The sequence below is a fragment of the Domibacillus aminovorans genome (assembly GCF_001643235.1).
Lineage (GTDB): Bacteria > Bacillota > Bacilli > Bacillales > Domibacillaceae > Domibacillus > Domibacillus aminovorans.
The window spans coordinates 196575-220140 of record NZ_LQWY01000005.1 but is presented as its reverse complement, the minus strand read 5'-3'; the positions used below and the strand labels follow the sequence as shown (position 1 = coordinate 220140).

Here is a 23566-nt window from a genome sequence, read left to right as displayed (position 1 = left end):
TCAATTCATAATTCGACGGACCGCATAAATCTCTGGAATTTGCTTCACACGTTCAACCACTTTTTGCAAATGATTCACGTTGCGTATGAAGATGGACATATCAATTTTCGCCATTTTATTGCGATCAGACCGTCCTGATACTGCGGAAATATTCGTTTTCGCTTCACTGACTGCCTGCAGTACCTCGTTGAGAAGTCCCTGGCGGTCGTAGCCAGAAATTTCGATATCCACCAAATACTCTTTCTGATTTGCCGCACCCGATTCCCATTCAACTGAAATAAGCCGGTTTTCCGTATCATCCTCTGCCTTGACGTTCGGACAATCTTTACGGTGAACAGAAACACCCCGACCTTTCGTAATATACCCAACAATATCATCACCTGGAACCGGATTACAGCAGCGGGATAAGCGAATAAGTAAATTGTCGATCCCTTTCACCGTCACGCCAGCATTTTTCTTTTGAGCGGAGGGACTCGGCGGCACTTTAATTTCTTTGACAACTTCTTGATTAGCCACTTCTTGATCGCGCCGCTTCCTCAATTTTTCTGTTAGGCGGTTTGCGACTTGCAAGGCAGTAACGCCATTGTAACCGACTGCCGCATACATATCTTCTTCATTTAAAAAGTTAAATTTTTCTGCGACACGTTTTAAATTTTGCTGCGTTATCACGTCTTTCACATCAAATTCCATGGCTTTAATTTCACGTTCCACCATGTCGCGGCCTTTTTCAACATTTTCTTCACGGTTTTGCTTTTTGAAAAACTGGCGGATTTTATTTTTCGCCTGCGACGTCTGGGCCATTTTAATCCAATCTTTGCTTGGGCCGTACGAATGCTTTGACGTAAGCACTTCCATAATATCGCCTGTTTTTAATTTATAATCAAGTGTAACCATTTTACCATTCGCTTTTGCACCGATCGTTTTATTGCCAATTTCCGAGTGAATTCGGTACGCGAAGTCAATGGGCACAGAACCTGCAGGCAGTTCCAGCACATCGCCTTTTGGTGTAAAAACAAATACCATATCGGAAAATAAATCAATTTTCAACGATTCCATAAATTCTTCGGCATCCTGTGATTCGTTCTGGAAGTCAAGAATCTCCCGGAACCACGTCATTTTCTTTTCAAACGATGAATGTTCATCTACTGTGCGGCCTTCTTTATACGCCCAGTGTGCCGCTACCCCAAATTCGGCAATACGATGCATCTCTTTCGTACGGATCTGTACTTCAAGCGGGTCACCTTTTGGACCGATGATCGTCGTATGGAGCGATTGGTACATGTTCGTTTTCGGCATCGCAATATAATCTTTAAACCTTCCAGGCATTGGTTTCCAGCACGTATGAATAATGCCGAGTGCTGCATAGCAGTCTTTAATGCTGTCCACAACGATTCGGACTGCGAGCAAATCATAAATTTCATTAAACTGCTTATGCTGCATCGCCATCTTCCGGTAAATACTATAAATATGTTTAGGTCGACCAGAAATTTCGGCTGTAATATCCATATTTTTAAGGCCCGTCCGCATTTCATCAATAACATCGTCTAAATATTGCTCTCGTTCATCGCGCTTTCGCTTCATTAAATTCACAATCCGGTAATATTGCTGCGGATTTAAATAACGGAGTGCTATATCTTCAAGTTCCCATTTAATTTTCGACATTCCGAGACGATGAGCTAGCGGCGCAAAAATTTCCAATGTTTCATTGGAAATGCGGCGCTGTTTTTCCTGCGGTAAATGTTTCAACGTCCGCATATTATGAAGACGGTCAGCGAGCTTAATTAAAATAACCCGGATATCTTGTGCCATGGCGATGAACATTTTCCGGTGATTTTCCGCCTGTTGCTCTTCTTTTGATTTGTATTTAATTTTTCCTAGCTTCGTCACACCGTCGACAAGCATCGCCACTTCCGCATTGAACACATCCGTCAAATCCTGCAATGTAACCTCCGTATCTTCCACTACATCATGCAGAAAGCCTGCAGCCACCGTCGCCGGGTCCATTTCTAAATCTGCAAGAATACCGGCTACTTGAATCGGATGAATAATATATGGCTCACCTGATTTGCGGAACTGGTGCTTATGAGCCTCTTTTGCATATTCATATGCTTTACGGACAAATTCGACGTGTTCCACGTTCAAATAGGTACGAGTCAAGTCAATGACCTGATCGGCGGTTAATATCTGGTCTTTCGCCATATGCTTTGTTCACCTTCGCCCTTTCAGAAAAAACTAATTGTTCTTATTATCGAAAAAAAAGTGCAGGATGTAAAGCTATCCTGCACTTTTTTTATGAATTGGGCTTATTTTGTCAAATCAATCGTAAGTAAGGAGGGTTAAAATATCATATCCATCCAGATTCGCACGGCCATTCAAATAGTGTAATTCAATTAAAAATGCAACGCCAGCTACAACGCCGCCTAGCTGCTCAACGAGTTTGATTGTTGCGTCGATCGTACCGCCTGTCGCAAGTAAATCATCCGTGATCAACACGCGCTGACCGGGTTTTACCGCATCTTTATGAATCGTCAATACATCTTTTCCGTACTCAAGGCCGTATTCCACTTTGATCGTTTCACGCGGCAATTTACCTTCTTTTCGAACGGGAGCGAAACCAACACCAAGAGAGTACGCTACCGGACAGCCGACGATAAAACCACGCGCTTCCGGACCAACCACGAGATCAATTTCTTTTTTACGTGCATACTCAACAATTTGATCCGTCGCATAACGGAACGCATCGCCATTGTCCATTAACGGTGTAATATCTTTAAATTGCACGCCTGGCTTTGGCCAATCCGGCACGATTTTAATATAGTCTTGTAAATTCATTTCTCTCGTTCCTCCCTGTATGAAGCAGGCTGTTTGATCCATTTATCGATTACGTCTTTCAGTTCACGATAGGATGAATATAGAAGCTTCTGTTCTAGCTTATATTGCGTCTGCTTACGATTATATGCAGATGATTCACTTAAATCACGCTTTTCTGCCCCTTTTTGCACTTCAATCTTTCCTTCGTTTATTTTAACAAACCCAAGCTCCAAAAACACTTTTGACATGAAACGAATCGTATCATACGACCAGCCTTGCTTTTTAGCGAATAAATCACCTTGATTTTTCACGTCAAACGATTCTCTTTGAAGCAAAAAGGCGTAATATCGTTTGAAATGATCACGCGTCGGTATTGTACTGAAAAAATGGCCTTCACGGCTATTAAAATGCGCATAAATACGAGCCGGATTTTTACCCCCGAGAAGGGCCTGAATGATCGATTCGTCTTCCGGTAAATCAATAAATACAATATTCTTTTCATCAATTGATAAGGCAGCCGCTTCAGCGATTGTCGTCAACGTATAAATAGATGGATCTGCTGTTTTTATTTTTGTTGAAAATGCAATGCCAATTCGGTTTTCCGGTACATCCGCATACCATTTTGATACCGGCTGTCCACCGCGCATATCAAACAATTGACAGTCATCCACGCGCATATCACGAAGCATAAGCTGTGGACGGCGCATATTATTCCATTCGTTGATTGACAGCTCACCGATCACCGAGACGTCGGACGTTTTGGCAATTTGATCGGCATATTCACCCATGCCGAATCCGACACCATCAATCGTCTGTCCCTCTCGTTCCAGTGCTACTTTTAAATGCGTCTGATTCGCTCCGATTTTTTTCATCGTTGCCAGTTTCGCATCTTTAATAAAAAAAAGCGGCTTCGGGTTATTCATACCGAATGGTGCTAATTTTCGCAGTTCTTCAATGCTCTGTACAGATACATCAACTATATCCGCTTCCGCATCAACATTCACAATAGGTATAAAATCTTCTTCTGCTAATGTTTCATTAGCAATTTTCACCATTCTGCTGCGCAATTCATCCACATCATCAATCGATAATGTCATCCCTGCAGCCATAGGGTGGCCGCCAAAGTGAGGCAAAATATCACGACAAGTAGATAGGCTTTGGAATAGATCAAACCCTTTAATACTTCGGGCTGAACCTTTAGCGATGCCTTTTTCACGATCAAAGCCAAGCACAATTGCCGGGCGATAAAACGTGTCCGTCAATCGTGAAGCCACAATGCCGACGACACCTGGATTCCAGCCTTCTTTGCCAACTATAATAACTGGAAATTGATCAGGTGGAAAATCACGGTTCACGATGTCAATCGCTTCTTTCGCCATTTCGTTTACAATGGACTGCCGTTCTTTATTCATTGCATCAATTTCTTCTGCAAGCATGAGCGCTTCTTCCATATCTTCGGTCATCATTAAATCAGCGGCAGGTCCAGCATCATCTAGACGCCCCGCTGCATTAATCCGCGGTCCGATCATAAAGCCGACTGTTTCTTCATTAATCGAAGACTGTTCTGTCCCCATTTGCTTGCACATGGCAACGATCCCCGGACGCTCGGATTGGCGAAGAGCCGCTAGTCCTTTTTTCGCCAGCAATCTGTTCTCCCCATTCAACGGCACAAGGTCCGCAATCGTACCGATAGCTGCAAGATCCAATAATTGCTCCGGGACATATTCATAAAGCGCATGCGCGACTTTAAAAGCAACACCAACTCCCGCTAAATAACCAAATGGATACGATCCATCGGGATGTTTCGGATGGATAATTGCAAGTGCTTCGGGTAGTTTGGGACCTGGTTCGTGGTGATCGGTAATGATTAAATCAATGCCGATTTCTTTTGCTACTTGCGCCTCATGAATAGCTGAAATGCCTGTATCAACTGTCATAATTAAACCGAATCCACTTTCTTTCGCATTACGGAAAGCCTGTTCATTCGGTCCATATCCTTCTGTAAATCGGTTCGGTATGTAATACTCTGCTCGAATACCATAATCACGAAGAGCTGTCATTAAGACAGCCGTACTGCTTACACCATCTGCATCATAATCACCGAAAACAAGAACAGGCTCATTTTGTTCTTTCGCCTGCTTAATCCGGTCAATTGCTTTGTCCATATCTTTTAATAAATATGGATCGTGAAATGAAACGCCTTCTTCAAATAAAAATGCACGTGCCGCTGAAACATTATCAATGCCGCGGCTTAAAAGCAATGAAGCCGCAAGTGGGCTCATCTCGATTTCTGCGGCGAATTTTTCACTTTTTTGCCGATCCATATCACGAACGATCCAGCGCATTTTCGATTTCAACATAAATTTCACCCCATAACCCTCTCATTATACGGCGCACTTCCCCAATTGACAACAACGAGAAAAAACCGGTGTCAAAACGGATTTTCATTCGTCTTGACACCGGTTTATTATTCACCGTCCGGGATTAACCGAGTTGAATTCGCTTCAGGAAAATCCATTTTACGGTGCTCTAGCTTTAATTCATGCATTTCTTTTTTCAACCGCTCATTTTGACGGATGATCTCTTTATTTTGACGTTTTAATGCCATCGTCCGGAACAAGCTGAACATAAATATCGCAAGGCCACCCATTAAAACAGCAAATAAAATAACAAGAATAAGCGGCCACTGCGCCTGACCAAATAAATAGTTCACTGTGACAGAATCCACATTAATAACAGCAAAAATAGCAATAGCGAGTGCAAAAATTAATCCGAAAATAAATGTTGTTTGAGTTTTCATCTTTTCCCCTCCTCACCTGCCTTTCTTTTCCCTATTTTACATGCATTTAAAACATAACAACTGCTTTCTTTTTGAAATAAAGAAAGCAAGTATCATATTCGGAAAAATCGATTCAAATGAACGATTTGTTCACATAAAAAAAGCGAGGGCAGTTAATCTCCCTCGCTTTTTACTTACACTTGAAGTTCATCTTTATTCGTATTTTTTTCTTTATACGTAATAAGCGTTCCTTTTTTCTTCAATTCTTTCTTTTTCCAGATGAGCCACAATTGAGCAGCTATAAAGATGGATGAATACGCACCACCGATTAAGCCGACAAGCAGGGCTATCGAGAAGTTCAAAATAGATGGGCTGCCGAACATAATAAGCGCGATAACGGCAATGACAACGGTTAAGACCGTGTTTATAGAACGTGTCAACGTTTGACGTAAACTTTTGTTTACAATCTCATCCAATTCTTCTGGTGTTTTAATTCTCCGCTTCTTCGCCATATTTTCACGCATACGGTCAAATGTCACGATCGTATCATTGATCGAATAACCGACAATCGTCAAGACGGCCGCAATAAATGTAATATCTACTTCAAGACGCGTTATGCTAAAGAAAGCGATGATGAAAAACACATCATGCAAGAGCGCGAGGACCGCGGCTACACCCATGTAAATTTCGAAGCGTACAGCAACATATAAAATAATCCCGACTGCTGCAATCGCAAGTGCCATTATAGCATTTTTCGCCAGTTCTTTTCCGACAATAGGTGAAACGGTACTTACATTTGGATCGGCCCCGAATGTCTTACCGAGGGCTGCTTTCACTTTCGCGATGTCATCTTGCGACAACGTTTCTTTAAATCGAGCGGAAGCAATATTTTCATCTTCGCCGCCAATCGTAATTTTTTCTGCTACAAAACCGAGCTTATCGAGTTCCGCTTCGACCACCTGTTCAGTCAACGGCTTATTTGAAAGCAATTCCATTCGCGATCCGCTTGAGAAATCAATCCCTAGATTCAAACGGAAAATACCGAGCACAATCATCCCAGCAATGATGGCAATAGCGGAAGCTGCAAACAATTTTTTATGCGGTTTAACAAAATCAATTTTATCGAAGCGCGTCGGCAAATCGAGCGCATCATATCCTTCGCTAATCGAGTGAATATTTGATTTCTTCACCCCAAATAGTCCCGGTTTATCTTTCAGCCAGTTGCTGTTCACAAGGAGGCCCAAAAGTAGACGCGATCCCCATACAGCGGTAATGAAACTCATTAAAATACTAATAATAAGAACTGTCGCAAATCCTTTAACTGAGCTTGTCCCGAAGTAAAAAAGTACGCCGCCAGCAAGGAGTGTCGTCACGTTCGCATCGAGAATCGTTAAAAATGCATTTTGGCTGCCCGTATGGAAGGCAGCTTTCACCGAACGGCCAATTTTTAATTCTTCTCGAATCCGCTCATATGTGATAATATTCGCATCGACAGCCATCCCGACACCGAGAATAAGCGCGGCAATACCAGGTAATGTTAACACACCATTCATTAAATCAAAGATAAGAAGAACAAGGTAAATATAGACAGATAACGTCACAATAGCGACGGCACCAGGTATGCGATAATACAACAGCATAAATAAGAAAATGATCGCTACCCCTACAATACCGGCAAAGACCGTTTGATCAAGCGCCTGTTCACCGAACTGAGCACCAACAGATGTCGAATAAATTTCATTCAGTTTTACTGGAAGGGCGCCCGCATTCAATAAATCAGCAAGAGATTGGGCTTCTTCAACAGTGTAACTTCCTTCGATCGTAACTTGGTCAGAACTCAATACTTCGTTCACATTAGGATTGGATAAAAATTTCGGATTTTCTTTTTGAATTTCCGATGCGTATGAGTCGACTCCCTCTTCAAAATCAAGCCAGATTACAAGCTGATTATTTGGAGCTTTCGCTAAAATTTCTTCTGTTACCTTTTTGAACTTGTTGCTATCTTTTAACTGCAGTACAATGTTAGGCTGGCCAGTTTGAGTAAAAGATTGATCAGCCCCTCCTTCTACTAAATCACTTCCATCCAGCATCAATTTGTCATTCACATCACGAAATGAAAGATTCGCCTGTGTAGAAAGAATACTGCGGGCCTCTTCCTGATCTTCCACACCCGCGAGCTGAACACGAATTCGATTTCCATTTTCCACTTGAATGCTCGGCTCACTTACTCCGAGTACATTGATTCGTTGATCAAGCGCTTCTGATGTGTCAGAAACAACACTCTCGGTTATTTTCTGTCCCTCTTTCGCAGGTTGTACTTCATACAATACTTCAAACCCGCCCTGCAAATCCAGACCGAGTTTAATATTTTTGACGATATCGTTCGCTGTCCCACTCATCGTGCCAAACAAGACGAGCACAACGAGGAGAAATGCAACGATCCGGCTCCGCTTTACCATGTCAATTCCCACTCCTTAATTTATGTAAAAATATAATTGATTAAAAAAATTCCGGTAACGAACACCAGAATTCATCAGCACAATTCATTATGAATGAGATAAAAGAGACTGTCAATTTACTCACTATTTTTACGCGGTTCAAATAATTTCGTCATTTCTTCATCTGAAAGCGGCGTACCCCATTCTGGTGATTTGTAAGCACTTACTTGTGTGAAACTCATATAATCACCTGGCTTCACGGATAATACATCTGAGACCAATTTGGAGACTGCCGGTTCTTCCTGTACGACTTTCCATTTCTTTTTCGTTAAATAATGCCAGAGCGTTTGAATACTGACTGTATGATATTCAAATAGCTTAAATTCTTCCACTTTACTAACCAATGCAGGTAAAAGTTTTCGGTAATATGTGTCATACGGATGTTTGTCCATCAATCGTGTCCCCCTGTCATGCTCGTCCCTCTTTGTACATATATCTCATTATACAATATTTTCTTTACAATTACTTTTTCAGAAAAGGCGGTGGCACATTGTCATCATTTATAAAAGGAACGATGTGGCTGGCAGGGGCCATTTTCCTCGTAAAAATACTCGGTTTCGTGAACAGAATGATCATTGCCCGTTTAATTGGCGAAGAAGGGATCGGTCTGTATATGGCCGTATTTCCCGCATTTATTTTAACCGTCACAGCTGTCCAATTTGGATTGCCTATTGCTGTCACAAGAAGTGTTGCGGCTGCTGAAAATGATCAACAGCGAAAACACATTTTAATGAGTTCCCTTTTTTTCACCTTATCGCTTGCATGCATTTTCACACCGCTTCTTTGCTTGCTTGCACCATATCTTGCTGAAACGCTTTTTCATGACAAACGTGCTGTTTTTCCTCTTTATGCGATTGCACCATCTATTCCGATCATTGCCATTTCATCGATTTTGCGTGGTTATTTTCACGGTGTAATGAATATGAAACCCGCCGCACTATCACAACTGATAGAGCAGATCGTGCGGATTGCGCTCATTATCGTCTCCGGACGCATGCTCCTGCCATACGGGATTGAATATGCGGCCGCCGGCGCGATGGCCGCTGCTTCTGCCGGTGAACTCGCTTCACTTCTTTATTTACTTGGGGCTTTTCGTTCAGATTGGCGAAAGCTGCGCAAATGGCCTGGAAAAAGAACAAATCGTCAGTTGACCAACGAACTAGCTGAAACCGCTCTGCCGGCAGTTGGCAGCCGGCTGATCGGATCTGGTGCTTGGTTTTTAGAACCGATCGTTGTCGTCAAAAGTTTAGCCATTGCCGGACTGACAGCAGGCGCTGCAATGAAGGAATATGGTGTGTTAACCGGCTATGCACTCCCACTTATGTTTTTGCCGTCTTTTTTAACACTTGCACTATCTTCTTCACTCGTACCGGATATTAGTGAATCATTCAGTAAAAAAAAGTACAGCGCGATTGCCTGGCGTATTAATGAATCCATTCGGTTTTGTTTTTTTTCAGGCGGCTTCGCGGTGATTGTTCTGTTTTTATTTTCAAAACCGCTCATGTCCATTATGTATCATACCGAAAAAGGAGCCGATTTAATTCAACTTATGGCACCGTTTTTCCTTTTATATTACTGCCAAGGACCTCTGCAAGCTGTCCTGCAAGCATTAAATTTGTCCCGTGCTGCGATGATGAACAGCTTTTTCGGTAATGCTGTAAAACTATGCGTCATCTTTTTATTCGCTAAGGAGCCCCAGTTTGGCATTACCGGCGCCGCCATCGGAATTGCATCAAGTATCGTGCTCGTCACACTTCTTCATACAGCATCCATGCTAAAAGCCGTTCCGATGAAATTGCAATACGGTCTTTATATAAAAATGATGCTCCTTGTTGTCTTTACATATCTTGCAATGGACGCAGTTATGCCATTTTTATATACAACACCCGTTCCCCATCTTTTAAGCGGCATCCTCTTTTGTTTCATTATGTATTTATTCGGCGCGGCTGCTCTTGGTATTTTCAAGAAAAAAGATATATCTACACTGCTGTTCTGGCGTTCTTAACAAAAACAGCCTCCAGAAGTAATAGCTCTGGAGGCTGTTTTTTGATTAAATGGTGCCTTTATCGACAATTTCACGTATAGATGCGCGGTCATACGTTAAGCGTGTACCATCGCCGCATACGATCGTGATCGTTTTTTCATCAGAGGATTCGATCCTACCGTGAAGTCCACCAATCGTGACGATTTTATCTCCCTTTTGCAGGTTGTTTTGCATTTCTGACACTTGACGCTGGCGTTTTCGCTGTGGACGGATCAACAGGAAATAAAACAGTGCAAACATAACAATTAATGGTAAAAACTGTGATAATTGATTCATATTCTTTTTTCACTCCTTTCCAAAAACAGAAGACGTCAAAAGTTTTTTGCATCCGGACGGTTGAAACCGTATTGCTCAAAGAACTCCTCGCGGAAATCACCAAGCCGGTCCTCTCGGATCGCTTGACGTACGTTTTCCATTAAGTTTACCAGAAAATGAAGATTATGATAAGTAGTAAGTCGAATTCCAAACGTTTCATTGCAATGAAGCAGATGGCGAATGTAAGCACGCGAATAATTTTTACACGTATAACAGTCACAATTTGGATCGAGCGGACCGAAATCACGCGCATATTTTGCATTTTTTACAACGAGACGGCCTTCACTTGTCATTAATGTGCCATTACGGGCAATGCGTGTTGGCAGTACGCAGTCAAACATGTCAATGCCGCGCATCGCCCCATCAATTAATGAATCAGGTGAACCGACACCCATTAAATAGCGCGGCTTATCTGCCGGCAAATGTGGCGTTGTAAAATCAAGCACACGATTCATGACATCTTTCGGTTCGCCAACGGACAAACCGCCGATCGCATAGCCAGGGAAATCAAGCGATACGAGATCACGCGCACTTTGACGGCGCAGTTCCTCGTATTCTCCCCCTTGCACGATGCCGAATAATCCTTGGTCTTCAGGACGCTTATGCGCAGTTAAACAGCGTTCTGCCCAGCGGGATGTACGTTCAACCGATTTTTTCATGTATTCATATTCAGCTGGATACGGCGGACACTCATCAAACGCCATCATAATATCAGAACCGAGTGCATTCTGGATATCCATCGCTTTTTCCGGGGATAAGAATAATTTATCTCCGTTTATATGGTTGCGGAAATGAACACCTTCTTCTTCAATTTTCCGAAATTCACTTAATGAAAAGACCTGGAAGCCGCCAGAATCCGTTAAAATAGCGCCATCCCAATTCATAAACTTATGGAGGCCACCTGCTTCTTGTACAATGTCATGACCCGGGCGAAGCCATAAGTGGTACGTGTTGCTCAGTAAAATGTTCGCCCCCATTTGCTTAATGTCTTCCGGTGACATTGTTTTTACCGTTGCGAGCGTGCCGACGGGCATAAATACGGGTGTTTCAAAGCTTCCGTGCGGCGTATGAACGCGGCCTAGCCGTGCACCCGTCTGCTTGCACGTTTTAATGAGTTCATATTTAATGGCTGTCATTGTCAGTCCCACCTTTCGAATCGATAATAAGCATCGCATCACCAAAGCTGAAAAAGCGATACTGTTCTTTTACCGCTTCAGCGTATGCCTTTAGCACTTCCTTTTGTCCTGCGAGCGCACTGATTAACATAATAAGCGTCGATTTCGGCAAATGAAAGTTCGTAATCATCCCATCAATTGCACGAAATTCAAACCCTGGATAAATAAAAATATCCGTCCAGCCATTTGATTCTTTTACAGTACCGTGATCAAGTGCTGCTGTTTCCAGCGTTCGGACAGACGTAGTTCCGACAGCAATCACACGTCCACCATTCTCTTTCGTTTCACGAATGGCGTCTTCCGTCTGTTTCGAAATAGTATAATACTCCGCATGCATATCATGCTCTTCAATCGTATCTACTGAAACCGGGCGGAATGTTCCGAGACCGACGTGCAACGTAATAAACTCAACACGTACACCGCGCATCTTTATCTCATTTAACAGCTGTTCTGTAAAATGAAGCCCTGCCGTCGGAGCAGCAGCAGATCCACGCTCTTTTGCATAGACCGTCTGATAGCGGTCTTTTTCTTCAAGCTGTTCTTTTATATAGGGAGGAAGCGGCATTTCGCCAAGTTCATCAAGCACTTCATAAAAAATCCCCTCATATTCAAAGCGAAGCATACGGCCGCCGTGTTCTTTTTCAGCGGTGCACACAGCGCGAAGCTTTCCATCGCCGAATGAAATGATGCTGCCTTCTTTAATACGCTTCGCCGGTTTAACGAGCGTTTCCCATACATCTTTTTCATCCTGCTTTAAAAGAAGAACTTCAATGTTTGCGCCTGTCTCTTCCTTCACACCATGAAGACGGGCCGGTAGTACTTTTGTGTCATTCAAAACAAGCAAATCGCCAGGTTGTATGTACTCAACAATATGTTTAAAAACGTCATGTTGTATGTTGCCCGTTTGTTTGTCCAGCACCATCATCCGGCTTTCCGCACGTTCTAAAAGTGGTATCTGCGCAATTAGTTCTTCCGGTAAATCAAAATCAAAATCTTCTACTTTCATGTTCACACCTCTAATTATTTCCATTTTCCAACTAGATAAAAAATAAGCGACAGCACAATGCTTGCAACAATCGATGTGACAATCGGAAAGTAAATAGTCGCATTTTCTTTTTTCATGATAATATCGCCGGGAAGCCGGCCAAGCTTTGTAAACTGCATCAAAATGCCGATGACAAGCAGAACGGCTCCAATGATCATGAATAGTTTACCCAATCCAGTCATTGTGCCGGTATCTCCATATGAAAATGTTCATAGGCAGCCGGCAGCGCAGCGCGCCCACGCGGTGTTCTTTGTAAAAAGCCAATTTGTAATAAATACGGTTCATACACATCTTCAATCGTCGTTGACTCTTCACCGATGCTTGCCGCAAGTGTATCAAGCCCGACTGGACCACCTTTAAAACGGCTAAGAATGGTCGTGAGCAGTTTATGGTCAATATGATCAAGGCCGAGCCGGTCGACTTGCAGCAGCTCAAGTGCTTCATTTGCTTTTTCAAGCGTAATATTCCCATCACCGCGTACTTCCGCATAGTCACGTACACGTTTTAATAAACGGTTCGCTATTCGCGGCGTACCTCGTGAGCGGCGTGCCAGCTCTTCTGCTCCTTCTGCTTCGATCGTTGTTCCAAATATATCAGCTGTCCGCAGCACAACATCTGTCAGCTGTTCCGTCGTGTAATATTCGAGCCTTGAATGAACGCCAAACCGATCCCTAAGCGGTGCAGACAGGGCACCTGCACGCGTCGTTGCACCGATAAGCGTAAACGGCGGCAAATCAAGGCGAACAGAGCGTGCTTCCGGTCCTTTGCCAATCACAATATCAAGACAAAAATCTTCCATCGCCGGATACAGCACTTCTTCTATTGAGCGCGGCAGGCGATGAATTTCATCAATAAACAGTACATCGCCTGGTGCAAGAGCTGTTAATACAGCCGCTAGATCCCCTGGTCGTTCAATCGCAGGTCCCGATGTTGTTCTAAATCCAGCACCCATTTCGTTCGCGATGACGGCAGCCATCGTCGTTTTTCCAAGTCCCGGCGGTCCGTATAATAACACGTGATCCAGTGTTTCTTCTCTCTTTAAAGCAGCTTCGATAAAAATGGACAAGTTTTGTTTCACTTGATCCTGTCCGATATATTGATTCAGTGTCTGCGGACGGAGCGACTGTTCTTCAAACCGTTCATCAGCTCCGGCATCACCTGAGAGTACACGATTATCCCCTATCATATGGAAAGAACCCCCTTTTTATCCAAGCAGCATCTGCAGCCCTTTTCGAATGTATTCATCCGTTGGCATGGCCTCTTCTTTTTTAAGGCGTGCGGAAATACGGTTAATTTCCCGTGCAGAATAGCCGAGTGCTTCCAGTGCGAGAAGCGCTTCTTCCAACTCTATATTACCGGACGCCACGGTAACCGCTTCTTTTTCAGGCTGAAATAAACCTGAAAGCGTATCACTTGTCACACCATCCAGTTTCCCTTTTAAATCAAGAATCATCTGGCGTGCTGTTTTTTTCCCGATACCCGGAAACTTTATTAAATACGGTTCGTCTTCCCGTTCAATGGCACCGACTACATGTGACGGCTCACCTGATGCAAGTACCGCAAGCGCTCCTTTTGGTCCGATGCCAGATACGCTGATCAGCTTTTCAAACAACCGCTTTTCCTCCGATGTCATAAAACCAAACAAAAGCTGCGCATCTTCCCGCACGTGATGATACACATAAACAGTCACAGTCGTTTGTTCGTATTTTGAAAATGCAAATGGATTTGGCGTTAACAGCCGGTATCCAATTCCGTTGTTTTCAATCACAATGTATTCTGGTCCAATGAATGAAATAGTACCTTTTATGTACTCGTACAATTTTTTGTCTCCTTTAAACACGATTCGTTCATTCTATCATACCATACACGGGCTAAAAAAGGAACGTCCGTTCCGTGAATATTCAGTTAGTTTTGTAATACTCGTCGATGGCCACAATTAATGCTCCCATCCGTTCACGCTCTGGTGCGACGACACGCGTGATCCCATACTCATTTAACGTACCTGTCGTCACTTTTCCAACTGATCCAGCAACGGCTATTTCGTTAAATGCTTTTGCCAAATCAGTTGACAAATGGCGTTTTTCCGCCTCTTGAAACAGCACGCGTACTTGCGGGGTAGCAGTAAATAGCACCGCTTCGATCTCACCTGTAATTACCTCATCGACAAGCTGTGTGACAATCGCTGGATTCGGAACAGTCGTTTTATAGGGCAATACGCGTGATACATCTGCTCCTTTTTCGGCCAATGTATTTTCAAGAGCAGGGACAGGTTCGCCATGCAGCTGCAAAAAAACATTATGATCGCTAAATGAAACGTCCTGAAGCGCGTGAAGCAATCCAGCATTTGTTCCATCCCCATCAACAATTTCAGATGTAAATCCATACTTCTTCAACGCTTGCACCGTTTTATATCCACGACTGGCAATACGTGAGGCTCCAATGACTTGTGTTAATTCATCAAGCAATCCGAGTGATTCAGCTGCCTCAAATAACGTATTAGTACCAATTCCTGTGGTGAATATGCTCCAGTCCGTCCCTTTTTGCGTAACAGACTCAATGGCTGCTTTCATTTCTTCCGGTGTGCATTTAATCGTTTCCTGCAACGGACGCTCAAGCGGGATGCCACCTTTTTTTTCAACCATCGTACACATTTCATCCATTTTTCTTGAACCCGTAATCGCAATTCGCTTCTCATGTAAGTTTCCCACGTTTTCTCCCCGTTTCTCTTTTCTTTTAATACTATCTTTTTCACTTGCATTTTTCCATAAAAAAGACGATTCAACGTATTGTTGAACCGTCCCATTTGTGCGACCGGTACTTGAATGACATGCTTACCTTTAAAGCGTTCCATCTCCACTTGCTTGTCCGCCGCCACGATGATCGCTGTTGCGTTCGCAATTTCATCGGCTGTCAGCGCATTTTCCACACCACTTGACCCATTTGTTTCCACTTTAAAATGAATATTTTTTTCTTTCGCTTTTGCCCTTAATGCATCCGCTGCCATATAAGTATGTGCGATCCCGGTTGGACAGGCTATCACAGCGAGAACAGACGGTGCACCCGATTGAACAGGTGCGGCTGTTTCTTCTTCAACAAATCAGTGATTTTCATTTTGACCGTCCCTCCTATTCTACGTTTACAATTTTCACATGGCTATAGACATCTTCTACCTCTTCTTTCGTACATAGATCATCAGAAAAGGCCGTCGCACTGCCAGCTGCAACTGCCCAGTGAAATGCTTCATGCGGTTCAAGTCCAGCATCAATTTTCGCCATAAACGCGGCAACCATTGAATCGCCTGCCCCGACTGTATTTTTCACCGTTCCTTTTGGTGATACGGCAAAATAAATTGATTCATTGTTAACAAAAACCGCTCCATCACCGCCCATAGAAACGATGACATTTCCAATACCGCCATCGACTAATTTTTTCGCAATAAATGCCGCGTCTTCCTTCGTACTAACATCTGTATTAAATAGTTCGCTCAACTCGTGATGATTTGGTTTAATAAAAAAAGGGTTGTATGGCAGTAAAGCTTTTAATGCCGCACCGCTCGTATCCACGACAACACGTGCCCCTTTTTTGCGTGCGGTGTCCATTAATGTACCTGCATAATCTGCTGGAAGGGACGATGGTACGCTGCCGCCGATATGAAACCAATCATGCTCTGTCAACTCTCCCGTCAACTGCACTAGTCGATTCGCCTCTTCTTCCGAAATAGACGGAGCCGGCCCATTAATTTCTGTTTCGGTACCTGATTTTAGTTTCACGTTAATACGCGTGACGCCATGAACGGATGTAAATCGGTGGAAAACACCTTCACGGTCAAGTTCACTTTTAATAAAATCGCCTATAAATCCGCCCGCAAATCCGATAGCACACGTATCGCTGCCAAGCCTCTTCAATAGGCGTGACACGTTGATCCCTTTCCCGCCCGCATATAAATCGGCACTCTCCGATCGATTCAAGCCGCCTGCTTGAAAATCCTCCACTCGCACAACATAGTCGACGGCTGGATTTAACGTACACGTGTAAATCATATTAACGCCTCCTTAATGTCCGTTTTTTCTGCAAACATCCGCCTCATTTTATCAGTTATTTTACCTGTCACAATGACCGCGTCTTCCAATCTTGCTATATAGGCGAACGTGCTTTCCTGAAATTTCGATGCATCGGTTACAATAAAAGGCTGCTGTGCTCGTTTTAGTGCTTCTCTCTTAACTGTTGCTTCTTCCGGATCCGGCGTTGTGTAGCCAGCCACCATGTGAATGCCGTTTACGCCAAGAAATGCTTTATCAAACCAATATTGCTGCAAACTGTGAACAGCACCAGTGCCAGTTAATGCTTTTGTCGATTCTTTCAGCTTGCCGCCTGTACCATATGCTTCAATTCCCCGTTCAGCAAGCAGTCGCAAATGATCAAATCCATTCGTCACAACCACAATATTTTTTGCTTGAATGTAAGGAATAATGGCTAATGTTGTTGTGCCCGCATCAATGAAAATACAATCATCGTCTTCGATGAGGGATGCAGCAAGACGGCCGGCCGCACTTTTCTCTTCATAAAATCGGTTCGTTTTTTCGTTCATCGACGGTTCTGTGCGTTTTCTTGATACTTTCGCTGCACCGCCATGAACACGTCTGAGTAGACCCTTATCTTCTAAATCAGTCAAGTCCCTGCGCATTGTCGACTCTGAGGCACCTGTCAATTCAGTCAATTCATGAATTTTGACTACTTCTTTTTCTTTTAAAAGGTTTAAAATGGTCAAATGACGTTCTTCCGTCAACATTGCCTTCATTCCCCTGTTCTTTTTGTTTCCTTCATTATACAACCGCTTTTATAAGAAAACAATCATTTCCAATCAAATTAATCCAAAATCAATCAAGACAAACCAATAATCCATACATATTGATTGTTTACACTAAAAAAGTCGATCAGCATGATGCTGATCGACTTCTCTTCTATATTAAGGTGAAACCATGCCGCCTGCACCTGCTGAGTTTAAATCAGACTGCACTTGAATGGCGTCTTTTTTATCCATTCCGCTTTCTCGGAGCGTACCCCCTGGCTGTTTATCTGTTACAGCGATAACGTTTATCCCGTGGTTCAAAAGAGCACTTTTTAATTTAGATTGAATATCACCTGAAATTTTCGTTTCATCAAATGTTAATTCGGCAAATAGCGTTTTCACTTCACTGCCCCCTTTTAAAATTCTGATTAAAGGTAGCATTCCCTTCTTGGTCTTTTTCATTTGTTCATATGAAAGAAAGACGCACATATTGCGCGTCTTCACCATTACGTTTCACTTCATCGATTGCAGTACGGACAATGCGGCATCATATGCGGAAATCCATGTTCATTCATTTCATTTTCTTTCATTTCATTTTCTTTCATTTCATTTTCATTTTCTTCTTGCTCTGTTTCCATCTCATGCATATAAGGCATTGCATGAGGCATTTGAGGCATTGCATAAGGCATTGCTTGAGGCATTTGAGGCATTGCATAAGGCATTGCATGAGGCATCGGAAAAGGCATCGGGTAAAAATAGCATGGCATTGGTGGACATGGCATCATCATTTCATGCTCATATCCCTGTTCATATCCTTGTTCAGCAGGAGATGGTGCTGGAACGGGTTGTGTCATCCACTGTTCTGGCATCGGCGGACATGGCATCGATGGACATGGCATTGGCGATTCTGGCATCGGCGGTACCGGCAGTGTCGATTCCGGCATCGGCGGCATCGATGGCATTTGCGATTCTGGCATCGGCGGCATCGATGGCATTTGCGATTCTGGCATCGGCGGCATCGATGGCATCTTTGGTTCCTTCATCTCGTCCATTTCCGATTCTAGTAGCGGCGGACGGCCATTCGGTTTTTCGTTCGAATATGGATGCTCGCTACCCTTATATGGACGCTCGCTGCCCTTGTATGGACGTTCGCTGCCCTTATATGGACGCTCGCTGCCCTTATGACTGACAGTATCAGGCAGTTTAATTTTCATACCCGGTACAATCATATCCGGATTTGCCAGATGAGCGTTTAGCTTCTTTACTTCTTCATACGAAACACCGTGCTTTTCAGAAATCGACCAGAGTGTGTCACCGCGCTGAACAATATGGATTTTCATTGTTTCCCTCCTCAATGAGCATTCAACATATTGTATGCGCCCGGTATCCTGCTGTGCCGAAAAAATGTCAGTTTGCCCGTGCCAGCATCCGGTCAAGTGACATCTTTGCCTGTAATGCTGTTTTCTCGTCTACTTTAATAATATTGCCTTTTTTGCCTGCCGTAATTGTTTCTAGCGACCAGAGCAAATGTGGCAAATCAATTCGGTTCATCGTCAAACATGGACACATATTTGGATTCAGCGAGATAATGTCTTTATCAGGATGATTCGCAATAATCCGTTTCACTAGATTCATTTCTGTTCCGATCGCCCAGGACGTGCCAGGTTCCGCCTTTTCGATTACGTCAATAATGTATTTCGTGGATCCATTATCATCAGATAGTGCCACCACTTCCCGGCGGCATTCCGGATGCACAATGATGTTCATGTCCGGTCTCGTCCGGCGCAGTTCTTCAATATTGGAAACGGTAAAGTTTTCGTGAACAGAGCAATGTCCTTTCCACAAAATAACTTGAACATTCGCGATATCTCCGTCATATTCAAGCGTATCTGTGATCGGATTCCAAACCGCCATATGGTCAAGCGGCACACCGATGTCAAATGCCGTATTCCGGCCAAGATGCTGATCCGGCAAAAATAAAATACGTTGTTTTTGCGTAAATGCCCATTCTACCATCGAGCGCGCATTCGATGATGTAACGCATGAACCGCCATTTCTTCCGGTAAATGCTTTAATAGCAGCGGTTGAATTCACGTACGTGAGCGGAATGATCGTATCACCAAATGTTTGCTGGAGAGTCGTCCAAGCCCGTTCAGTTTGATAAATATCTGCCATATCCGCCATCGAGCAGCCCGCACGCATATCAGGCAAATAGACCGTTTGGTTGTCATTCGTTAAAATATCAGCCGTTTCTGCCATAAAATGCACGCCGCAAAAGACAATGTGCTCTGCTGCCTGGTTCGCCGCCGACACTTGTGCTAACTGCAATGAATCCCCGATTGCATCGGCAAATTGAATCACTTCATCCTTTTGATAATGGTGACCTGGAATGAACAGGGCAGAGCCAAGTTCTTGTTTAATCTCGCGCACCCGCTGTTCCATTGTCCCCCGCTCCATATGCCGGTATATTTCCGGAAGCATTCCTTCATTCGTCTTTAACAGTTCATTTAATGCCATTTAAAACAGCCCCTTTCATGTCCACTCGTGCACTTATATCAAGTGCTTTCACTGAATGCGTTAATGCACCGAGAGAAATCCAGCCAACACCCGTTAACGCATAATCGCGTATATTTTCAATCGTAATCCCCCCGGACGCTTCTGTTGCAATATGCGCCGGTACAATCGGCAGCCATGATTTGATCTGTTCAGGCGTGCAGTTATCAAACATGACAATATCCGCGCCCGCTTCCACTGCTTCTATCAGCTGCTCTTTCGTTTCAATTTCCACTTCAATTTTCATCGTATGGCCGCAAGCAGAACGTGCTTTTTCTACAGCACGCGAAATGCTTCCAGCAAAAGCAATATGATTATCTTTTAACATAACAGCATCGTATAAACCGGTGCGATGATTAAAAGCACCACCTGTTCTCACTGCGTACTTCTCTATCATGCGCAATCCAGGCACCGTTTTTCTCGTATCACAGACGCGCGCATTCGTTCCTTCTGTTTCTTTCACTGCCTGCGCCGCTGCTGTCGCGATGCCTGACATTCGCTGCACAAGATTTAATATGACCCGTTCCCCAGAAAGCAGCGCGCGCAATGAACCTTGAATACGAGCAATCACTTCACCTTGCCTCACAACGTCGCCATCTTTTTTCAAAACCGACACCGTGACATGTTCATCGACTAACCGAAATCCTCTTTCAATGATAGCTCGTCCGCAAAAAATACCGGCTTCTTTCGCTGTAAATGTAAATGATCCCATTTCCTCTTCAGAAAAGATGCTTTCTCCTGATACATCCCGATCGCCAATATCTTCAATAAAAAATGCTGTAAGCAGTTGATCGAGTTTGATTCCATTCATGTTCTCCACTCCTCACCGATATTTTTCCTTTTTCAAATGTCACCCAGCTTTGCCCCCACTGTTCTCTCGCTTCCGGAAAATCTGCTCGAATATGGGCACCTCGCGTCTCAGTTCGCTCAAGTGCTGACCTTGCAATTAAATACGCTGTCGTATGCATAAACAATCGTTCTATTTCTGAAACGGATAAGTGACTTATATCTCCGTTTGTATTTTCCACAACCTTCAAACAATCTACTAGACGATTAAGCCCTTCTTTCGTTCGAGTAATACCTACGTTGTCCATCATCATCGCTTGCAATTCATCTATTTCAAAAAGCGGTGGAACAGTTAATGGAAAAGCAATCGCGGCCCTCTTTTTGACCTGCACGTTTTGATCACAAGACAATATATACGCCGCCATTCGTTTTCCAAAAGCGATTCCTTCTAAAAGGGAATTACTTGCAAGCCTATTTGCTCCGTGTACACCCGTACAGGCTGTTTCACCAATTGCATATAAACCATTAATCGACGTTTTCCCTTGCGAATCCGCCTTTACTCCACCCATTAAAAAATGGCTGCCTGGTGCAACAGGGATGAATCCGTCTTTTATATCAATTCCATTTTTAATACACAGAGCGGTTATGGTTGGGAAGCTCTTCTCGAAATGATCAATCATGGAAATATCGAGAAGCACATCATGACCGTTTTTGCGTGCTTTGTATAGTTCAAACGCGGTAATGTGCCGGGGAGCAAGATCTTTCATCGGATGAATTCCTTCCATAATATGGCGTCCACTTTCATCCACAAGTACTGCTCCTGCTCCGCGAACCGCTTCTGACACAAGCCCTTTCGCTTCACCATTTACATATAAAAGAGTCGGATGAAACTGAACAAACTCCATATCTGTCACGACTGCACCTGCGCGGTAAGCAAGCGCAATCCCGTCACCTGTTAACGTTTTCCTATTTGACGTAAATGGATAGAGCGCTCCTGCTCCGCCCGTTGCCAGCACTACATGATCCGCTTCATATGTGTGTATCGTGCCGTCAATCGTTTTCGTTTTCACACCCGTACATGTTTCATTTGACACGATAAGTTCAAATGCCATTTCCTGCTCCATAATACGTACATTATCCGGCATTGACTTTAATAAATGCTCGATTATCATTTTACCGGTCGCATCACCACCAGAATGAACAATCCGATGTTCATTGTGCGCCCCTTCTAAACCGAGTGAAAGCGTGCCAGTTGAACGGCGGTCTGCCGGAAATCCCTCATTTAAAAGTTGTTGTACGCCTTGTGCGCCTTCTTCGACAAGCTGCTCGACAGCGGACAAGCTATGATGATGTTCCCCTGCTTTTACTGTATCTTCTATATGAGAACGGTACGTATCATTTGTAGACATCACAGCGGCGATGCCTCCCTGTGCATAATACGAGTTACTGTCCCTGATCATTGACTTTGTGATAACAATCACATTCAATTGCGCTGCTAAATGTTTGGCTGCCTGCAAAGCGGCAATGCCTGATCCAATAATGACGACCTGTGACGTAAATTTCATCGCTTACCCTCACTTTACAGTTGTCTTGACACCTATCTTCACATAAAATAAACAATATGACAAGATTAAATTTATAATAGAGAGAAGTGTAAATAATGTATTTCGACTATGCGGCTACCTCTCCAATGCGAAAGGAAGCCATTGATGTGTATATAGAAGCGGCACTTCATTTTCCTGGGAACACATCTAGTCCTCACGATGAAGGAACGAAAGCTAATTTACTGTTGCAACGATGCCGTGAACAAATCGCCAAAAAAGCGGGTGTGCCGGCAGACGGGATTTACTTCACAGGTAGCGGCACTGAAGGAAACATACTGGCCATTTTATCAATGGCTAGAAATCGAAAAGGAATGCATGTGATCACATCGATGGCAGAACATACATCCGTTCATTCTGCGATGACGTTGCTTGAATCTGAAGGGTTTGAAGTAACAAAACTGCCGATGAATGAAAATGGCGTTATTTCCATAGGTGAGGTTCTTGCTGCCATTCGTCCTGATACGGTACTCATTTCGATTCAACACATTAATCCTGAAATCGGCACCATCCAGCCTGTTGAAAAAATTTCCAGTTTAGCAAAAAAACACGGTATTTTATTTCATACCGATTGTGTACAATCTTTTGGGAAAGTTGATATAACGAGGATTGAAGCCGATGCAATGACATTTTCAGCTCATAAAATTGGCGGGCCTAAAGGATGCGGTGCTATTTATTTATCACCGCATTGTTTAATCACACCAGTCTTTCCCGGTCTGACACATGAAAAAGGAGTGAGAGGCGGTACAGTAGATACCCCTGCGATCGCTGCATTTGTCGAAGCTTCCCAATTCGCTATTGATCTGAAACGTCTCTCCTATTTAAGAAATTTGTTAAAAAAAGAACTGAATGGGACGTTATGCAAATGGATTGAAGCCGATGAAACAGAACAGTTTCCTGGTGTGATCGGGATGTGTATACCCGGCATTGAAGGTCAGCTCGTTATGCTCGCATTAAATGCAAAAGATATACGTATTTCGACTGGAAGTGCATGCGATACATCTGCTGCTGCAGGGACAAAAGCGGCCATCGCAATGGGGCTGTCAATCGATGAAGCACGGCAGTTTTTCCGTATTTCACTTGGCTACGGGACGACAGAAGAAGAAGTACTGGAACTCGCCCGATCACTCGCTCATGTCGCAACGGAGGCGGCTATGATATGATACTAGT

The 23566-nt window shown here is 43.6% G+C and carries 22 protein-coding genes and 1 pseudogene; 2 read left to right on the top strand and 21 right to left on the bottom strand.

Annotated features, from left to right (window positions below):
• The 6 genes from AWH49_RS03175 to AWH49_RS03150 form a co-directional block, all read right to left on the bottom strand.
• A complete protein-coding gene (locus AWH49_RS03175; RefSeq protein WP_063964611.1) occupies positions 1-2199 on the bottom strand; it encodes a RelA/SpoT family protein in 2199 nt (732 codons plus the stop codon).
• A gap of 117 nt (positions 2200-2316) precedes the next feature.
• Entirely contained in the window at positions 2317-2832 is a 516-nt protein-coding gene (locus AWH49_RS03170) for an adenine phosphoribosyltransferase (protein ID WP_018394027.1), read from the bottom strand.
• Positions 2829-5171 (bottom strand): single-stranded-DNA-specific exonuclease RecJ, encoded by a 2343-nt coding sequence (gene recJ, locus AWH49_RS03165; RefSeq protein ID WP_063964610.1) that lies wholly within the window; start codon positions 5169-5171, stop codon positions 2829-2831. The genes AWH49_RS03170 and recJ overlap by 4 nt, the downstream gene beginning before the upstream one ends.
• A 107-nt stretch (positions 5172-5278) precedes the next feature.
• Positions 5279-5611 carry a LapA family protein gene (locus AWH49_RS03160; RefSeq protein ID WP_063964609.1) on the bottom strand — a complete coding sequence of 111 codons (333 nt, stop codon included), beginning with the start codon at positions 5609-5611 and terminating at the stop codon, positions 5279-5281.
• Between the two features lie 173 nt (positions 5612-5784).
• A complete protein-coding gene (secDF, locus tag AWH49_RS03155; protein WP_063964608.1) occupies positions 5785-8049 on the bottom strand; it encodes a protein translocase subunit SecDF in 2265 nt (754 codons plus the stop codon).
• A 116-nt stretch (positions 8050-8165) separates the two neighbouring features.
• Entirely contained in the window at positions 8166-8480 is a 315-nt protein-coding gene (locus AWH49_RS03150) for a post-transcriptional regulator (RefSeq protein ID WP_018394031.1), read from the bottom strand.
• A gap of 98 nt (positions 8481-8578) precedes the next feature.
• Here AWH49_RS03150 and spoVB point away from each other — a divergent pair, with 98 nt between their 5' ends.
• Complete coding sequence (spoVB, locus tag AWH49_RS03145; protein WP_063964607.1) at positions 8579-10093, top strand: stage V sporulation protein B; 1515 nt, start codon at positions 8579-8581, stop codon at positions 10091-10093.
• Positions 10094-10138: 45 nt separating this feature from the next.
• Here spoVB and yajC read toward each other — a convergent pair whose 3' ends face one another.
• The 15 genes and pseudogenes from yajC to nadB all read right to left on the bottom strand — a co-directional run bounded on the left by yajC (position 10139) and on the right by nadB (position 22360).
• Positions 10139-10408, bottom strand: coding sequence for a preprotein translocase subunit YajC (yajC, locus tag AWH49_RS03140; RefSeq protein ID WP_018394033.1), 270 nt, complete (start codon positions 10406-10408; stop codon positions 10139-10141).
• Between the two features lie 35 nt (positions 10409-10443).
• Positions 10444-11583, bottom strand: coding sequence for a tRNA guanosine(34) transglycosylase Tgt (gene tgt / locus AWH49_RS03135; protein ID WP_063964606.1), 1140 nt, complete (start codon positions 11581-11583; stop codon positions 10444-10446).
• Positions 11570-12628 (bottom strand): tRNA preQ1(34) S-adenosylmethionine ribosyltransferase-isomerase QueA, encoded by a 1059-nt coding sequence (queA, locus tag AWH49_RS03130; RefSeq protein WP_063964605.1) that lies wholly within the window; start codon positions 12626-12628, stop codon positions 11570-11572. Before queA ends, tgt begins: the two co-directional genes overlap by 14 nt.
• A 14-nt stretch (positions 12629-12642) precedes the next feature.
• Positions 12643-12849, bottom strand: coding sequence for a DUF2905 domain-containing protein (locus tag AWH49_RS03125; protein WP_082862650.1), 207 nt, complete (start codon positions 12847-12849; stop codon positions 12643-12645).
• Positions 12846-13853: a Holliday junction branch migration DNA helicase RuvB gene (gene ruvB, locus AWH49_RS03120; protein WP_034286211.1), complete on the bottom strand. Its 1008-nt coding sequence runs from the start codon at positions 13851-13853 to the stop codon at positions 12846-12848. Before ruvB ends, AWH49_RS03125 begins: the two co-directional genes overlap by 4 nt.
• Positions 13854-13871: 18 nt before the next feature.
• Positions 13872-14486, bottom strand: coding sequence for a Holliday junction branch migration protein RuvA (gene ruvA / locus AWH49_RS03115; RefSeq protein WP_063964604.1), 615 nt, complete (start codon positions 14484-14486; stop codon positions 13872-13874).
• Positions 14487-14568: 82 nt separating this feature from the next.
• On the bottom strand, positions 14569-15309 hold the full coding sequence (locus tag AWH49_RS03110) for a uroporphyrinogen-III synthase (RefSeq protein WP_244886767.1): 741 nt from the start codon (positions 15307-15309) through the stop codon (positions 14569-14571).
• Between the two features lie 164 nt (positions 15310-15473).
• Positions 15474-15752 (bottom strand): annotated as a pseudogene (locus AWH49_RS18915) (PTS fructose transporter subunit IIB); the annotation flags it as partial.
• Between the two features lie 40 nt (positions 15753-15792).
• Positions 15793-16707, bottom strand: coding sequence for a 1-phosphofructokinase (pfkB, locus tag AWH49_RS03105; RefSeq protein ID WP_063964602.1), 915 nt, complete (start codon positions 16705-16707; stop codon positions 15793-15795).
• Positions 16704-17456, bottom strand: coding sequence for a DeoR/GlpR family DNA-binding transcription regulator (locus tag AWH49_RS03100; RefSeq protein ID WP_063964601.1), 753 nt, complete (start codon positions 17454-17456; stop codon positions 16704-16706). Before AWH49_RS03100 ends, pfkB begins: the two co-directional genes overlap by 4 nt.
• Before the next feature lie 177 nt (positions 17457-17633).
• Positions 17634-17858 carry a hypothetical protein gene (locus tag AWH49_RS03095; RefSeq protein WP_157723658.1) on the bottom strand — a complete coding sequence of 75 codons (225 nt, stop codon included), beginning with the start codon at positions 17856-17858 and terminating at the stop codon, positions 17634-17636.
• Between the two features lie 116 nt (positions 17859-17974).
• Positions 17975-18796: a LysM peptidoglycan-binding domain-containing protein gene (locus AWH49_RS20485; RefSeq protein ID WP_063964599.1), complete on the bottom strand. Its 822-nt coding sequence runs from the start codon at positions 18794-18796 to the stop codon at positions 17975-17977.
• A 67-nt stretch (positions 18797-18863) separates the two neighbouring features.
• A complete protein-coding gene (nadA, locus tag AWH49_RS03085) occupies positions 18864-19973 on the bottom strand; it encodes a quinolinate synthase NadA (protein ID WP_063964598.1) in 1110 nt (369 codons plus the stop codon).
• Positions 19960-20820 carry a carboxylating nicotinate-nucleotide diphosphorylase gene (nadC, locus tag AWH49_RS03080; RefSeq protein WP_034286221.1) on the bottom strand — a complete coding sequence of 287 codons (861 nt, stop codon included), beginning with the start codon at positions 20818-20820 and terminating at the stop codon, positions 19960-19962. Before nadC ends, nadA begins: the two co-directional genes overlap by 14 nt.
• On the bottom strand, positions 20774-22360 hold the full coding sequence (gene nadB / locus AWH49_RS03075) for an L-aspartate oxidase (protein WP_063964597.1): 1587 nt from the start codon (positions 22358-22360) through the stop codon (positions 20774-20776). The genes nadC and nadB overlap by 47 nt, the downstream gene beginning before the upstream one ends.
• A gap of 95 nt (positions 22361-22455) precedes the next feature.
• Between nadB and AWH49_RS03070 the strand changes: the two genes are divergently transcribed.
• Positions 22456-23559 carry a cysteine desulfurase family protein gene (locus AWH49_RS03070; RefSeq protein WP_082862648.1) on the top strand — a complete coding sequence of 368 codons (1104 nt, stop codon included), beginning with the start codon at positions 22456-22458 and terminating at the stop codon, positions 23557-23559.
• Positions 23560-23566 lie beyond the last annotated feature (7 nt).